The 14653-nt window shown below is 62.0% G+C and carries 13 protein-coding genes, 1 tRNA gene and 1 pseudogene; 7 read left to right on the plus strand and 8 right to left on the minus strand.

The window, feature by feature from the left end; all coding sequences use genetic code 11:
• Positions 1 to 223: 223 nt before the first annotated feature.
• Together HMPREF2980_RS00280 and disA are read right to left on the minus strand one after the other, a co-directional pair.
• Positions 224 to 463, minus strand: coding sequence for a hypothetical protein (locus tag HMPREF2980_RS00280; RefSeq protein WP_005507607.1), 240 nt, complete (start codon positions 461 to 463; stop codon positions 224 to 226).
• A 154-nt stretch (positions 464 to 617) separates the two neighbouring features.
• The gene (disA, locus tag HMPREF2980_RS00285) at positions 618 to 1694 is read right to left on the minus strand and encodes a DNA integrity scanning diadenylate cyclase DisA (RefSeq protein ID WP_070689709.1); all 1077 of its coding nucleotides are present in this window, start codon (positions 1692 to 1694) and stop codon (positions 618 to 620) included.
• A gap of 208 nt (positions 1695 to 1902) precedes the next feature.
• On the opposite strand from disA, the gene radA reads away from it, so the two are divergent.
• On the plus strand, positions 1903 to 3336 hold the full coding sequence (gene radA, locus HMPREF2980_RS00290) for a DNA repair protein RadA (protein WP_049354023.1): 1434 nt from the start codon (positions 1903 to 1905) through the stop codon (positions 3334 to 3336).
• Between the two features lie 132 nt (positions 3337 to 3468).
• Here the strand turns inward: radA and HMPREF2980_RS00295 are convergent, their stop codons facing one another.
• From HMPREF2980_RS00295 to HMPREF2980_RS00320, 6 genes are all read right to left on the minus strand, one after another.
• Positions 3469 to 4797 (minus strand): FUSC family protein, encoded by a 1329-nt coding sequence (locus tag HMPREF2980_RS00295; RefSeq protein ID WP_070634642.1) that lies wholly within the window; start codon positions 4795 to 4797, stop codon positions 3469 to 3471.
• 162 nt (positions 4798 to 4959) lie between these two features.
• A complete protein-coding gene (locus HMPREF2980_RS00300; RefSeq protein WP_070604981.1) occupies positions 4960 to 6702 on the minus strand; it encodes a polysaccharide pyruvyl transferase family protein in 1743 nt (580 codons plus the stop codon).
• Between the two features lie 2 nt (positions 6703 to 6704).
• Positions 6705 to 7772 (minus strand): glycosyltransferase family 2 protein, encoded by a 1068-nt coding sequence (locus tag HMPREF2980_RS00305; RefSeq protein WP_070604984.1) that lies wholly within the window; start codon positions 7770 to 7772, stop codon positions 6705 to 6707.
• 131 nt (positions 7773 to 7903) lie between these two features.
• Entirely contained in the window at positions 7904 to 8938 is a 1035-nt protein-coding gene (locus HMPREF2980_RS00310) for an inorganic phosphate transporter (protein ID WP_070688715.1), read from the minus strand.
• Positions 8938 to 9555 carry a hypothetical protein gene (locus HMPREF2980_RS00315; RefSeq protein WP_005504391.1) on the minus strand — a complete coding sequence of 206 codons (618 nt, stop codon included), beginning with the start codon at positions 9553 to 9555 and terminating at the stop codon, positions 8938 to 8940. The genes HMPREF2980_RS00310 and HMPREF2980_RS00315 overlap by 1 nt, the downstream gene beginning before the upstream one ends.
• A 396-nt stretch (positions 9556 to 9951) precedes the next feature.
• The gene (locus tag HMPREF2980_RS00320; RefSeq protein ID WP_083313488.1) at positions 9952 to 10725 is read right to left on the minus strand and encodes a histone acetyltransferase; all 774 of its coding nucleotides are present in this window, start codon (positions 10723 to 10725) and stop codon (positions 9952 to 9954) included.
• A gap of 87 nt (positions 10726 to 10812) precedes the next feature.
• On the opposite strand from HMPREF2980_RS00320, the gene HMPREF2980_RS00325 reads away from it, so the two are divergent.
• The 6 genes and pseudogenes from HMPREF2980_RS00325 to HMPREF2980_RS09560 all read left to right on the plus strand — a co-directional run.
• Positions 10813 to 10885, plus strand: a tRNA-Lys gene (locus HMPREF2980_RS00325).
• Positions 10886 to 11055: 170 nt separating this feature from the next.
• Positions 11056 to 11565, plus strand: a complete 510-nt coding sequence (locus tag HMPREF2980_RS00330) for an asparaginase domain-containing protein (protein WP_070689713.1) — start codon at positions 11056 to 11058, stop codon at positions 11563 to 11565.
• Position 11566: 1 nt separating this feature from the next.
• Entirely contained in the window at positions 11567 to 12298 is a 732-nt protein-coding gene (locus HMPREF2980_RS00335; RefSeq protein ID WP_070689717.1) for an amino acid transporter, read from the plus strand.
• 257 nt (positions 12299 to 12555) lie between these two features.
• Positions 12556 to 13293: an organic solvent tolerance protein OstA gene (locus HMPREF2980_RS00340; RefSeq protein ID WP_246823611.1), complete on the plus strand. Its 738-nt coding sequence runs from the start codon at positions 12556 to 12558 to the stop codon at positions 13291 to 13293.
• Positions 13294 to 13403: 110 nt separating this feature from the next.
• A complete protein-coding gene (locus HMPREF2980_RS00345) occupies positions 13404 to 13997 on the plus strand; it encodes a flagellar type III secretion system protein FlhB (RefSeq protein ID WP_005504401.1) in 594 nt (197 codons plus the stop codon).
• Positions 13998 to 14285: 288 nt separating this feature from the next.
• Positions 14286 to 14653: pseudogene (locus tag HMPREF2980_RS09560) on the plus strand (ABC transporter permease); the annotation flags it as partial.

Below are 14653 nucleotides of genomic sequence, written 5' to 3' on the forward strand. Positions count from 1 at the left end.
AGTCGCGGCAGACACACCAAGCCTGCTGGCGGTCAGACCATAGCCTAATCCTTTCTCAAACATTTGCGCTGCCTGTTTCCGAAGCAAACGATCGTGTCTCATTCCCAGATTTATAGACATGAAAAGCCTCCTGTTTCTTGGACTTTATTTTCGTTGTCCAAGAAACGGGAGGCAGTTCATTCTCCGGCACGGGGGCTTTTTTGTATAGGTCTATTGCGTGGCACTATTTGGAGGCGCGCGGCTTGGCGAAGCGGCGCTCACCCAGGTACCCGAGCAGGCTACCGAATGCGGTCCACTGTAGTGCCGCCAAAAGCAGGGTGGACAGGTCGGTCACCTCAAAGGAATTGGGGATGACCTTGAACCACAGCAGCGGCAGGTAAATCAGGAACAGAATGGGGGACGCCCACACGAAGAACGGGACGGGGCGCTTAGCCGACGGATACTTAGCTCGTGAGTACGACATTGTGACCTCCAAGGGGTGTCATGATGCTTGAGGCACCAGGGTGCGGAGGGAACTCCGCTGTCACTACATCATAATGCAAAAGGTTCTTGTGAGGCAGGAAAAGGCCGCCGTGCCAGATAGTCTCCGGCGCGGGGGCTTCTCGTATGAGCTTTTGTTAGAGGTACTTCTCCAGGCTGCTCTCCGCCATGCGGGAGAGCTGCTCGCGCACCGTGCGGGCACGAGCCTCACCCACACCGTCCACGGCGCGCAAATCCTCAAGGGACGCCGCCATCAGAGCCTGCAGGCTGCCGAAGCGCTCCACCAGACGCTCAGAAATAGCGTTCGGGATGCTCGGAATACCGGCGAGCAGACGGAAACCGCGAGGCTGCAGGGGGAACTCCAGGTCGGGGTTCTCGCCAAAGCCGACAGTGCGGGCAATCGTGCGCAGATCCACGATAGCCATATCGTCCAGGTTCTGAAGCGCCTCAATGCCGGCGGCGATCAGCTCGTCATTCGTCTCGGGCAGATAGTCGCGCAGAATCAGATCGCTGGCGGTCATCTCGGGGGCGCGCAGCTCCTCCAGCTGCAGGGCAATCAGGCGGCCGTGCACGCCGAGCTCCAGCACGTAGTGGCTGACCTCGCGGATAATGCGGTTCACCATCTCCATACGCTGAAGGGTCATCGCCACATCCGCCAGGGACACGTTGGACTCAATCTCCAGGGCCGAGAGTGAGGAAAGCACCGAACGCAGGCGCTTCTTATAGCTTTCAAGGGTCTGAATCGCCTGGTTCGCGCGGGCCATGAGGTACTGGCTGTCCTCGACCGTGTAGCGGGTGCCGTCAACGTACACCGAAATCATAGACATCGACGCGCTCACCGAAATCACCGGGAAACCGGTCTGAATCGCGGTGCGTTCGGCGGTGCGGTGGCGGGTACCGGACTCGTTCGTGTCAATGGAGGCGTCCGGCATGAGCTGCACGCCGGCGTGCAACAGGCGGGTGGCGTCACGGTCGCAGATGATAGCGCCGTCCATCTTCGCCAGCTCGCGCAGGCGCGTTGCCGAGAACTCGGTGTCGATGTTGAAACCGCCCGAAGACAGGGAGGATACGGTGCGGTCGGATCCGAGTACGATGAGCGCGCCCGTACGGCCACGCATGATGCGTTCCAGGCCCTCGCGGAGCTCGGTGCCGGGGGCGATTCGGGCGATAGTTTTAAGCAATAGGTCACTATAATTCATCTGCACAAAAAACATTGTACCTGTAAGGGTGGTTATTGAGCCAGGTCAGGGGCGGAACGGCGGGCTAAAGTGCCTCAAAAGCGAACGGATATTCTCGATATTTATACGGGAGTGCACGAGGTGAAACTATCTGCATTTAAGGGTAAAAGTGTGTTCTGCGGTACCCCTTTTCGCCGTGACTAAACACCGCGCACCATATCGCCCCAGACCCTAAAATAGACCCATGACCGCGCGCACGAAAAACACCAAAACCGCACCCGCCTACCGCTGCACCGAATGCGGCTGGACCACCGCCAAATGGGTAGGCCGCTGCGGCGAATGCCAAACCTGGGGCACCGTCGAAGAAGCCGCCGGGGGCACCCGTGCGCGCACCCGCGCCGCATCCAGCGTGCAGAAACCCGCCCAGCCCATTGCAGAAGTCGACTCGCGCGTAGCCGCCTACATGAGCACCGGAAACCCCGAATTTGATCGCGTGCTCGGTGGTGGACTCGTACCCGGCGCGGTCATCCTCATGGCGGGCGAACCCGGCGTGGGCAAATCCACCCTGCTGCTGGATGTCGCCGCCACCTTCGCGCGCGGCACCGCCGGGATTGCGGGACAGCAGGGGGCGCAGAATATCGCACCCCAGCCGCCGCGCCCGGTCCTGTACATCACCGGCGAGGAATCCGCCGCGCAGGTCAAACTCCGCGCCGACCGCATCGGCGCCATCGCGGACACCCTCTACCTGACCAGCGAAACTGACCTCGGCACCGCCCTAGCGCATATTGAGCAGGTCAACCCCTCCCTGCTGGTCATCGACTCGGTGCAGACCCTCGCCTCCGCGGAAGTTGAGGGTAGCGCCGGCGGTGTGACCCAGGTGCGTGAGGTTGCCGCCTCCGTGATTGCCGCGGCTAAGGAACGCAATATGTGCACCCTGCTCGTGGGTCACGTGACTAAGGAAGGCACCATCGCGGGCCCGCGCCTGCTTGAGCACCTGGTGGACGTGGTCTGCCAGTTCGAGGGCGATAAGCACTCGAATATCCGCATGCTACGCGCGATTAAGAACCGCTTCGGACCCACCGACGAGGTGGGCTGCTTCGACATGCACGAGGACGGCATCGCACCGGTGCTGGACCCCTCCGGCATGTTCGTCTCCAGTACCCCGCACCCGGTGGCGGGCACCTGCGTGACCGTCACGATGGAGGGCCGCCGACCCCTGCTCGCGGAGGTACAGGCGCTACTGGATCAGGCGGTGGCACCCGCCCCGCGCCGTACCGTTTCGGGCCTGGATTCGGCGCGTATTCAGATGCTGCTGGCGGTGCTGCAGCGCCGCGCCGGGCTGAACGTGGGCAAGCTCGACTGCTATGTATCCACGGTGGGCGGCGCAAAAATTGCCGAGCCCGCCGCCGACCTGGCGTGCGTCATGGCGCTTGCCTCGGCGGCGCAAAATAAGCCGCTACCGCGCAAACTCGCAGTCTTCGGCGAGGTGGGCCTGGCGGGTGAAGTGCGCGCCGTGCCGGGCATCCGCCAGCGCATTGCGGAGGTGGGCCGCCTGGGCTTCACGCACGTGCTGGTGCCCGCCTCCCCGACCGGCGTGGGGGACGTGCCCGAGGGCGTGACCGTGCGTGAGGTAACCACCCTGGGCGAGGCGCTCGCGCTGCTCTTCCCACAGAAGTAGCCGCCCGCGCATCAACAGCATAGAGATAGCGGAGGAGGGGGCTCCCGGCTGGCGTGAATACCGGCCGGGAGCCCCCTCCGTTGCGTCTTGATGGGTTGCCGCTGACCCCGCTAGAAACCCTCCAGAAACCCGCTAGGAGGAGCGGCTCTCCTCCTCGTTCTCGTGCAACATGATGTTGATCGAGCGGGTGTTGAGCTTGTTCGTGTGGTGGGTGTTCACCGCGCTATCGGTCACGTCATCAACCACCGTGGAGTCGTCCATGTCAGCGTCAACAATCGGGATTGCCGAGGTGCGTGGTGCATGCTTCGTGACCGCCTCGCCCAGGGGCACCAGAACCGCCACGGCGTCCTTGTGGGACATGCCGGTCGCCTCCAAAAAGTCGACCACAATCAGGCGGAGCATCAGCACCAGCGACTCGCCCTCAAAGGTCGCCACACCCATGGTGCGCGGCTCGAGGGTGCCGGCAAGCTTGATCATGCGTTCGCGTGCCTCCATCATGTAGTGCTCGCGTTCGCCTTCCGTCGGTGCAGACATGCCCAGGCCGAGGCTCTGCGCTGCCAACGACAGCTCGGTCAGCGCGTCACTGAGTGAAAGCTGCGCGGCAGTTCGTAGCTGCACGTGGTGAATCGTGGACGCCATGCGGCGGTTGAGCACGCGGTCGTTACGAATCGCCAAATCCACCGCGGCGAGGGTCTTCGCCATGCGCGCCAGCTCGCCCTTGCTCTTGCGGCTATTCCAGGACAGCTCGCTCATGCCCTGCGCGGTAATCAGGTCACCGCGGCATGCATCGTAGAGCGGCTGCAGGGCGCGCGCATCGAGCAGGCTCTGGTACGCCTTGTTGTAATCGTAGTAGCGGATTGCCTCGGAGGAGAGCTGGAAAACCTTCGCGAACGCATCCATGAGAGCCTGCGCGCGGGCACGCGGGTTCTTACGCGGGTCGCGCGGCATCAGATACATCGCGAGGAACGCGAACGCGCCACCGACGATACCGTCAAAACTGCGGGTGAACGCATCGTCAGGTACGGGCAGCAGCAACGTGAAACAGGCCTGGAAGCTGAGCTGAATCGTAAAAATAATGCCCTTATCAATAAATCGGGCAATAATCACGGTCAAGAAAAGCACCACTGCCGCCTGCCAGGTACCGTGACCGAGCAGGATCAGCAGAAGGTCGCCAATGAGAATGCCGAGGGTCACGCCGAAGGAGACCTCAAGGATTCGGCGGGAATGCTTAGCACCGCTTACATAGCCGAGGGATACGAGGGCAGCCACCGGCGCGAAAATGGGCTCGTGGTGGCCCAGGACGCGCTCAGCGAAAAGCCAAGCGCCCATAGACGCCGCAACAATCTGCACAGACTGAAAGAAGTCTGCTCGGACTCGGTGAATACCCTCATGAATGAACTGTCGGGTGTTCTGTTCAGTAGTGCGTAGAATGTCTGCGAATCGTGCCATGGGCACCATCATACCGGCGCACATGCGGTGCACAAGGGGGTAGGGGAGTGTTGGGTTGAAGTGTGAGAGACCCCGCGCCCCGAACCCCGCTTAGCGCCTCGGCTTGGGCGGTTTTGCGTGCCGAAACCTCAGCTTGCGTGCCGAAACCTCAGTGCAAGGGGCTTAGCCGCGAATCTAGCCGCGGAGGCGGCGCGCCACCCTCGCCAGCAGACCCGGCTGGGCGGGATGCGCCTCGGCGGGTGCTTCAGAATAAGCCTCAACGGTGACGGGGCGCGTCTGTTCTGCACCGTGCGCCCCGTGAATACCGTGCGCGCTGTACCCGCCACCGATTGTGCGGGCGCGCTCGAGCTGCCGGCGGTGCTCGGCATCCCAGGAATGCGCCCGGTCAGACATCGCCCACTCGAACCCCGCGGTGAGGGAGGTTTCGGTGAAGAGCTCGCGGGCGGCACGGACGGTCGCACCCAGCGGCTCGGGGAGCGCCGGAACCTGCTCCACGGCGGGGAAGGGCGCGGGTGCCTCTACTTCGTCCAGCTTTTCTGCGCCAGATGCAAGAATCTGCGCCAGCAGGTAGGCACGTTCGGCTCGCAGAACCTCCAGCAGCTCGGTGCGGCGCGCATCCGATGTCACCGCCGCGTGTCGCAGGGCGGCGGCAACCATCAGCTCGGGAACACCACCGGCGAGCATGCCCAACGGCAGGGTGAACTCGCCCAGCCCGTACAGGCTCAGGGCGCCGCCCACGCGCATCTGCGTGAAGGCATCCGGCACGAGGGCAAGCACGGGAATACCCGCCGCGGCGGAGAACACCGCCGGGTGGTAGCGGCTGGTCAGAGTAAACGCCGCCGCACGGTGCACGGCGATGCTCTGGTCGGCGTGCAGAATCGGTAGCAGGGTCGCCGGGGTGGATGGGCTGAGCCGCTCGGCGATGCGCTGGTGCGCCTGAATATCGCCGCTTGTCGGGTCCTGCGGGTCACCGTAGTGGCTCAGGAAAACGGGTGCGTAGCCGTGTTCGCGCCACATGCCGTCGAGTAGGCGCGCAATCTGCTGCGCCTGCTGGTTGGTGCATTCGTTGACGGTTACGCAGACGTAGTGCTCCGGCAGCTCATCAAGCGCCTGACCTGCAGAAATACCCTCCGCATAGTGCAGGGTACGCGCTGGGGAAGCCACCGGGTAGTCGGTGGCGTCGTCCACGCTCAGGCGCGCGTCAATACCCCGCTCACGGCACCAAGCGAGGGAAGAACGTTCACGCACCGTCACCGAGCGGGCGGTGCGCAGCATGCGCTCTAGAACCTGCGCGTCCTCGGGGCTGAGGACCGGGCCCAGGGACTGACCGGTCACGTACACGGGCACGCCCGCATGCTCGGCGGCACGCACCGCGGCGGCACGTTCGTAGAGCAGCCAACCGTAACGGGAGTTGAGGTTACCGCCGCCGGAGACCACGATCGCATCCATTGCGGCGATGGAGTCCGCGAACTCCACCATGCGCTCAACGGTCTGCTCCAGCGGATGCAACACCTCGGGCAGCGCCTGCACCTGCGGTAACGCCACCAGCTCGGTAACGGAGGGGCGCTCTCGGTCGGCGTGCAGCTCCGTCAGGACGCACTCGAACGCCGCGAGGGTCAGCTCGCGTTCAGCCGGCGCCCAGGGGAAGAGGAAAAACGGCAGGTACTCGTAGGGCGCGCCCGCCTCATGCTGTGCCGCCTCATGATTCACCGCTGCGCCAATATAGCGCGCCGAATGGCCCACATCGCGGGTCATGAGGGTGACCGCCGCGCCGCCTTCGGAAAGCGCCTGAGCGCTCGCAATGGTCATGGCTTCGTCGCCCACGTGGTAGGTGTGCTGGCCGATATCGCCAATGACGAGCACGCGCGGTGCTTCAGTAACGGGCAGTGCTGTAGAAGAATGATTGTTCTCTGTCATGGCTATGCGCCCTTCTGATCTGCCGACTCAGCCTCAGCACCGCGACGAACTAGGGAACGCTTCGCCAAGGAACGCAGCGCGCGGCCCGGGGTGCGCAGGTGCTTCAGAACCCGCAGACGCTCCTCAATAGCCTGCTGGCGGTTCTCAATGGCCTGCTGACGGGCCTCAATACGTGCCAGGCGGCTCTCAATAGAGCGCAGAATATCTAGGGATTCGCGGGTCAGATCGTGCCCGTCAATCACGCGACGCTCCAGGTCAGCCGCCAAATGCGCCTGATACAGGTACGCACCCGGTCGGGCACCCGCCTGCAAATCCTCACGGATAGCGCGGGCACGCACCATCGAATCGAAGCGGGCGTGATCAGCCTGGCGCTTCACGCTATTCGCCTCGGAGCCCTCCGCGTCGGGGCGTAGCGACCAGTACGCCAGCGGCTCATCCACCAGCAGAATATCCGCAACGGAGGCGGCACGCATGTTGAACTCCCAGTCGCCGACCACCGGCAGGGACTCATCGTAGAAACCGACCAGCTCGTGTAGGCTGCGGCGGTAGAGAATACCGATCGGCACGGCACGGTTCGTGCGGAAGAGGAACTGCAAACCCATGCCGGGCAGGCCGTCGTGGAAAATACGCTCCTCGTACACCTCGAACTCGCCGTCGGCGTTCTCACGTTCGTACCGCTCCACAACGCGGGTGGTGCACATGAGCGCGCCGCTCTCTTCCAGCGCCGCGACGGTGCGCTCCAGGAACTCGGGTGCCCACAGGTCGTCGTCATCGTGAATCGCCACGTATTCGGAGGTGGTCGCCGCCAAACCGGCGTTGGATGCCGCCTCCATGTTGCCGCCGGCGGTGGTCAGCAGCTGCACGCGGCTGGAATCGTGCGCGTTAGAACCCAGCAAACCCAGTGGAGAAGCCTCAATGACGGCGCGGGTTGCCTGCTCGTCGCCTCCGTCGTTAATCACGCAGACCGTGTAGTCGGTGAAGGTCTGCTGCGCGATATTCTCCAGCGCGCGGCTCAAGAAGCGGGGGCGGCCCTTCGTGCGGACCAGAATAGCTACGGTAGGGGAAGACATAACCACAATCAGTCGAGGGTGAGTGGGCGCGTGCCAGCCCAAGAACTCAACCATTATGAGGGTGCGCACCGTTCAGACTCAACCCGCCGCCCGGCTATCCCGCGGCAGTGAGCATGCACCGCCCCTAAAATCTAGTGGATGGACTGTAGAGCCACCATCGCCAGCACTCCGAACACAAAGCACGCCGGAATGGTTACCAGCCACACCAGAAGAATCTGCAGAACAATCCTGGACTTCAACGCATTAAAACGCTGGTTCACGCCCGCGCCGAGCGCCGAGGCGGTCGCCAGGTGCGAGGAGGAGAACGGCACCTGCAGCAGGAAGTAGCCGAGTACCTGAACCACGGCGGTCGTACCCTGGGCAACCGCGCCGCGGAACGGGTCCAGACGCACCATCTTGTAGGCGAAGGTGTAGCCGATGCGGCGGCCACCGGTCAGCGTGCCCGCACCCAGGCTGAGGGAAATGATGAGGGCGCCCAGCAGCATCCCGCCCCTGGTGAGGGACTGGAGTAGCGCCGGGTCCATGATGCGTTCGCTCAGCAGCGCCCACAGCAGCAAGTACAGGTAGCCGGTCTGCAGGCCGTGCAACAGCGAAATTGCGGAGGCAGACACCGCCAGCACCTCGCGGGCGTGCTGATTCACCAGGCGCGGATTATGCCCCACCACGAGCCGGTAGAACGGCACCACCATCAGCCAGGACAGCAGAAAAATGAGCGGCGGCAGGTAGAAGAGCGGCAGCAGGGTCGCCCCAAAAATATGCGGCAGGAAGGCGAGCGAACCGAAGCCTTCAGCGGCGCTGTCGATCCTTGTTTGGGTCCACCAGCTCACGCCGGCAAGGGCACCCACCAGCGCGTGGGTCGAGGAAGACGGAATCCTCGAAACCCAGGTGAGCACACCCCAAATAGCGCAGACCAGTAGTGCCGCAACAATGCCGTTCAGACCGGTGATACCCTCCGGGGCACTCACCCACGAGGCAGAATACTCACCGAGCAGCAGGAACGCACCGACCACACCGAGCACGTTGAAGAGCGCGGCAAGGTAGAGGGCGGAGCGCTCGCCGAGGGCGCGGGTACGCACCGGAACAGCGACGGCGTTTGAGGCGTCGTGCACACCGGTAACGTAGACCGCGGCAATGAAGGCGCAGCAGGCTAGAAGACCCAGGAACATTAGGATTCCTGAACGATAATGCGGCCGATTTCGGCAGACACATCACGCATAGCGTTGGAGGCGGCGGTCAGCTGTGCCAGGAAGGTGGCGTAGCGGCGGTACCGTTCGGGGGTGTAGCGTTCGGCAATGTATGCGTCGTACTCTTCGGCGGTGCGTAGCGCCTGGCGGGAGATGCGCAGCATGTCCATCCAGTAGTTGTCGAGGCCGCGAATATCGGCAAGCTTGGGGATGACGGCGGCGGTCAGCACCGCCTGACGCTGAATAATGTCCAGAATCGAGGTGATGTGCGTGGCGAAGCCGTCAATGCTGTGCAGGGACAGCACGTGCGCGGCGCTGGTGAGCTTCTCAACGGCGTTGGTGAGCTTGCGTGCCAGCGTGTACAGGTCTTCACGCGGAATCGGTGGGGAGAAGGAGCTGCGCACCTCGGTGAGGGTGCGGAACAGCAGGTTCGTGGAGTCCGCCTCGTGGGTGAGCATGCGTTCGAAGAGTTCGGGGTACTCCGCGACGGGGGAGCCGACCATTTCAGAGAGCAATGCCGCCGCCTCACCGACCTGCGCTGAAATTTCAGCGAGGGAGGCGAGGGATTCGTTGGCGTGGGGGAAAAGTCGGTGCAGCATAGTTCCCAGTCTAACCAGTATTGGGGGCTGCGGGTGCGCATAGCCCGCGCGCATCTCACGAGCGCTCGAGCTTCAGACACAACTGCGTCGGGCTGACGGCGGCTTCTAGACGGGGTTTTAAGCAAAAAACGGTGGGGGTCGATTTCTCGACCCCCACCGGAACGTTTAGGGATGTCGGGTTGGGAGCGCCTCTCGGCGGAAGGCCGCTCGAAGCGGCTAAAGATTTGGAGCCCGGGGCTACCTATTAGCAACCCGACATCTTGTAATTATTATCCACCCGCACCCGGCGCAGAGTCAATTAGAAACAGGCTTTTCAGGCCTTTGCGGCCCAATGTGGAACCTGTGCCAATTCGCGGCACGAACCCGCATTTTTAGGCGCCCAAACGTTGCATAAGACTAGAATGCTTCGAGGTTGGTCTGCGATTTTTCCTGCGCAGAATCAGCCCCGGAACCCCCGTTAGCCTGCTGACCAGCCTCAACGGCGCGCAGCTGGGCGGCGACCGCCTCCAAATCGTGCGCGATCTGCTCCATCTGCTGAGCCTGACGCGGCAGACGAGCACGACGCTCCACCGCCTCCCGCTTCACCTCGTGGCTACCCGGAACCGCACCATCCTGCCCGGCAGAGCGCGCATAATCGGTGCGAATACCCAACGCCACCACGTGCGCAAACGCCGCGCAGCGTTCCATCGCAATGTCCATATCGCCGGTGTACAGACCCGCCAGGATCTCATCAATCGTGCGGACCACCTCATCGGCACCCGGCGGGTCGGGTACACCCGCCACCACGTGCGAACGGTAATCCTCCGCCATGCCCAGCTCAAAGGCGCGGCTCACCCCGCGCGGCGAACGGTGCACCGTATCCCGTAGCCAGTACATGCGCCACAGCGCACCCGGTAGGGAGTGGGCGCTCGCGTGCGACCAGAGTTCGGCGAGCATCTCAATACCGTAGTCGTCGGTGAAGCTGACGAGCCGCTCGGTCATCTGCTCGTCGGTGTCGCGCCCGCGCATCAGCAGGATGCGTGCGGAGGCGTGTGCCGCCTCTTCGCGTGCGGCGGGGTCCATGCCGCCTTCGTGGCGTTCAAATTTCTCGGCGGAGTAGAGGACGGGACGGTGGTGGGTGCGGTGTCGGGTGCGCCCGGAGGCGCCGGTTGATGATGCGGGTGTAGACATAGGATTTCCCAGTGTACCGTTCATTGGCTGGGAGCCGGTAGTGTATAGTATTTCTATCTGCACACTTTCAATTTTGTGTGGATAGGAGCGCCTTTAGCTCAGTCGGTAGAGCTACGGACTTTTAATCCGCAGGTCGTGGGTTCGAGCCCCACAGGGCGCACTAGCCGACCCGTCGCCTCCCGCTTTGCGGGGGTCGGCGGGTTTTTGCGTCTCCACCCTCGTGCGTGGGGTTTTACCCCGTGTTGATCCCGTGTGGTGGGGCGTATTCTGCCGGGTTGGCCTGGCAGTTTTTAGTTCGTGTACGTTGACCTGAAAAGATGAGGAAACCCCGTGAGCGTCACCATTAAAAACCCTGAAGAGATTACGATTCTTGCCACTGGCGGCACGATCGATAAGTTCTATTCGGTGGCGGGCACCATGGATATTGGTGAGCCTGCCGCTAAGGATCTGCTGGACCGCGTCATTACTGATGTGCGTTTCGATATTCGCCCGCTGATTGGCAAGGACAGCCTGGACATGACCGATGAGGATCGTGCCGAGCTGACCGAGGCTCTGAATGCTGTCACTAACGACCAGGTGCTTATCACCCACGGTACCGACACCATGCCGGAGACCGCCCGCTACCTGGTGGAGCACGCCGACCTGGGCGATAAGGTTGTGGTGCTGACCGGTGCGATGCAGCCCGCCGTGATGGCTCGTTCGGACGCAGGCTTCAACCTGGGTGCCGCTATTGCCGCCCTGAATCTGCTGGAGCCGGGCGTGTACATCAGCATGAGCGGCCGTATTTTCCCTGCTGAGAGCGTGCGTAAGGACCGTTCGCGCGGCATTTTTGAGGGCTAGTATGGCTGATTCCGCTCGTATGCGGAGGGGCGAACCGGTTTCTGCCGCTGAGCTTGCGCCGGTGGAGGGCTCCGCGGATCTTGTGCCGCAGGAGCACATGTCGCAGGCGCAGCTGATGCAGTTGCAGGCGATGGAGGAGTTGGAGCAGCAGGCTGATGAGTTCTGGAATGTTGCCAGTGAGTACCCGCTGCCGGCTAAGAACCTGTACCTGGTGCGTGTGCTCCTGCTGGTGGTTCCTTCGCTGATTATTGTTTACTACTTCATCCGCGTCACGCTTTTCCCGATTGGTGCGGTGCCGCTGGTGTACCTGGTGATGCACATGTGGCTTGCCATGATTTACCGGGCGAATCGTTCGGTGAAGCTGGTGCTGCTTGCGAATGTGGCATCCGGGGTTGCGGCTGCCATCATGACGGCGTTCTTCACCTATGTACTCGTGACCCTGCACGGCCCGCAGACTCTGCTGGACCGCGTGGGCATGTTCTATACGGCGAGCCTGCTGACGGTCATGGCGTCCTTCGCGTTGGAGCTTCTGTTCTCGCTGTTCTATAGTTTGGCGGTTCGTAGGAGCTTGCGTTTGACGCGGCAGAAGCAACAATCGGAGCAACAGGGCGCAGAAGAGCAGAAGGCAGAAGAGCAGAAGGCTGAGGAACCGAATCCGGCAGAGCCGAATACCGAGGCGCCGAACGCTGAGGAGTTGAACACTGAGGCTTCGCGTACTGCGGAGCAGAGCTAACGAGCACCGACGGGCGAGGGAATCCCAGCGCATCCGCGCCTCTGCTGGGTGATGCCTGAGGGGTGTTGATGGGGTGATAAGTGGCGGTGTGACACGCTCTCAACGATGCCCAGCCACTGCTCAGATTCCCTTAAAGTACGCGTGATACGGTAGAGACAGAAACACGACCCGCACCTGCCAGGAGGCCACTCATGGGCGCTACACACCTGAACACAGATGCCGCTTCATCCGCAGAACACCCGGATGAAGATATCAGTATGCAGACCCGCTTTCAGGCGCCTATCCGTCACGTGACTCCTGCTACGCCGGAGGTGTCCGTTCCGCTGAACGTGCCGCCGGTGGTGACTGGCTCGCATCCGGTTATTTCGGCGACTTCTACCGTCATCATTCAGGATGGTACGAACCCGCCGATTGTGGTGCGTACGCACCCGACGGGCCCTCTGCCGCCGTTCCCGGGGCAGGGTCAGGTTCCCGCTTTTCTGCGCACCTACACCGCTGACGAGGTGAAGGAGCGCAAGCAGAAGCTCAAGAAGAACCTGCTAGTCCGCGCCGTTATTTTGAGTATTTTGACCCTGGTCGAAGGGCTCATTATCTCCCAGTACACGCAGCCGTTGGCGATTTGCTTTGGTTTTGTGGCGGCGCTTTACCTGGTGGTTCAGATGTGGCCGCTGATGCGCCCTCCGAATGATTCGACGGACGCCTCCGTGTATAGCGTTTGGGCTATCTGCTCCCTGATCGGGTATGTTGCCGTGGGGCTGGTGCTTTCACCGATTACGTTCCTGCTGCTGATGCTCGACTGGGCTGGAGTTTCGATGGGGCTTGACCCCCTGCTGATACTTGTTGTCTTGGGCTTGGTCTGGTTGAGCGAGGTCGGTTTATCGTTGCTGACCATTTACCGCTTCAACAACTTGCGAATTGCGATGGCGAACCGGGCAGATTCTCCGTTGCTACCTGACAGTATTTCTGCGACGGTTGACCCGTCCACTTCTGCCTAAAGTTTTGAGGCGGCGCGGTAGACGAACGCCGCGCCGCCGCCCACACTCACATCACACACTCGCTCATACGTTTTCCGCACACTATCAGCCGATATCCGAAAGATTCAGCTATGTCCGCCGTCGAGTCCTCTCCGCCATCCGCTCCGAACACCACGCATCCTACGAAGCCCGCCACCCCCACTCTCGTGTCTGTGGCGGGTTGGGTTCTGCTTGTTATTGCTGTGGGCTGGCTGGCGCTGATTGCGTACACCGGCGTCTCCTATGCGACTACCCATTTGTCACATTTTTCGACCTGGCGCGCCCAGTCGCTGGTGGATGCGCAGGCGTACTATCCGGTGCTTTTCCTGATGGTCAGCGCGTTCGGTAACGTGACCCTGCACGGTTTCTGCACGGTGGCTTATCTGCGTGGTTACCGGTGGGCGGCGTTGGTGCTGTCGGTGGCGTTGGCGTTGGGCGTTTTGGCTTCTTTGCTGATTATGCTGACTGTGGCGGCTCTTCTGGGCACGTTGAATGGTGCGCCGAGCCAGGATGTTGAGCTACTGCTCAGTAGCGCTTCGCCGCTGTACACGCCGGTGTATATTGCGGGTCCGTACATGCTGGTGTGCGTGGTGGCGTTGGCGTTGGTGTGGTCGCGTCAGTCGCGTTCTTATATGGAGGCGCGCCGTGATTGGCGTGTGCGCCGCAGCGAGGATTACCTGATTTAGCATCATAGGTCTGGCCACGGATCCTGCAGGTCCTGTGGGGCCCGGGTCTGCGGTTTACCGATAACTTTTTTTACCCAACCACTATTCACACAACCACAGTTAGGATGACTCGTGCACCCTACTTCCGAACCTGCGCACGAATCCTCATCGCAGACTAGCCCCGGCGCCCCCAAGCGCACATATGATGAGCGGGCGGCGTTTGAAGAGGCGAAAAGAAACCTTGGCATAGTTGGCGAGAGGGAGCAGGAATTTAACCGGGGACTGGCGATTCTTGGTAAAGCCTATTCCATCGCTATGACGCTCATCCTGGTGTATTTCCTCCTGGATGCGTACCAGATTCTTGTTACTGCGGGTCGTAGTGTGAACATCGGCTCGTTCCTGAGTTATGCCCTGCCGAAGGTTCTGCCTGAGGCCATCGTGGTGGTGCCGTTCCTCTGGATCGTTCTGGATTGGGTCAAGGATGGGTACATTAATCCGCGCCGTCTGATGATGCTGTACCTTCTGCTGTGCTCCTTGAGCGGTGTGCTTTCTTTCGCCGGTGTTTTTGGTCTGGCTCAGGTGCTTTTCCCTGCGTTCACTGCTTTGGATCCGGCGTCGCATCCTGCCGCCGCTTCGTCTATCGTGACGCAGGCTCTGGTGGCGGTCATTACGGCGGG

The organism is Rothia sp. HMSC076D04 (assembly GCF_001814645.1).
Classification (GTDB): Bacteria; Actinomycetota; Actinomycetes; order Actinomycetales; family Micrococcaceae; genus Rothia; species Rothia mucilaginosa.

What these genes read in the sequence shown, in the direction of transcription:
- HMPREF2980_RS00280 (WP_005507607.1), bottom strand. Translation starts at nt 463, where the DNA reads ATGTCGTACTCACGAGCTAAGTATCCGTCGGCTAAGCGCCCCGTCCCG.
- disA (WP_070689709.1), bottom strand. Translation starts at nt 1,694, where the DNA reads ATGTTTTTTGTGCAGATGAATTATAGTGACCTATTGCTTAAAACTATC.
- radA (WP_049354023.1), top strand. Translation starts at nt 1,903, where the DNA reads ATGACCGCGCGCACGAAAAACACCAAAACCGCACCCGCCTACCGCTGC.
- HMPREF2980_RS00295 (WP_070634642.1), bottom strand. Translation starts at nt 4,797, where the DNA reads ATGATGGTGCCCATGGCACGATTCGCAGACATTCTACGCACTACTGAA.
- HMPREF2980_RS00300 (WP_070604981.1), bottom strand. Translation starts at nt 6,702, where the DNA reads ATGACAGAGAACAATCATTCTTCTACAGCACTGCCCGTTACTGAAGCA.
- HMPREF2980_RS00305 (WP_070604984.1), bottom strand. Translation starts at nt 7,772, where the DNA reads ATGTCTTCCCCTACCGTAGCTATTCTGGTCCGCACGAAGGGCCGCCCC.
- HMPREF2980_RS00310 (WP_070688715.1), bottom strand. Translation starts at nt 8,938, where the DNA reads ATGTTCCTGGGTCTTCTAGCCTGCTGCGCCTTCATTGCCGCGGTCTAC.
- HMPREF2980_RS00315 (WP_005504391.1), bottom strand. Translation starts at nt 9,555, where the DNA reads ATGCTGCACCGACTTTTCCCCCACGCCAACGAATCCCTCGCCTCCCTC.
- HMPREF2980_RS00320 (WP_083313488.1), bottom strand. Translation starts at nt 10,725, where the DNA reads ATGTCTACACCCGCATCATCAACCGGCGCCTCCGGGCGCACCCGACAC.
- HMPREF2980_RS00335 (WP_070689717.1), top strand. Translation starts at nt 11,567, where the DNA reads ATGGCTGATTCCGCTCGTATGCGGAGGGGCGAACCGGTTTCTGCCGCT.
- HMPREF2980_RS00340 (WP_246823611.1), top strand. Translation starts at nt 12,556, where the DNA reads ATGCAGACCCGCTTTCAGGCGCCTATCCGTCACGTGACTCCTGCTACG.
- HMPREF2980_RS00345 (WP_005504401.1), top strand. Translation starts at nt 13,404, where the DNA reads ATGTCCGCCGTCGAGTCCTCTCCGCCATCCGCTCCGAACACCACGCAT.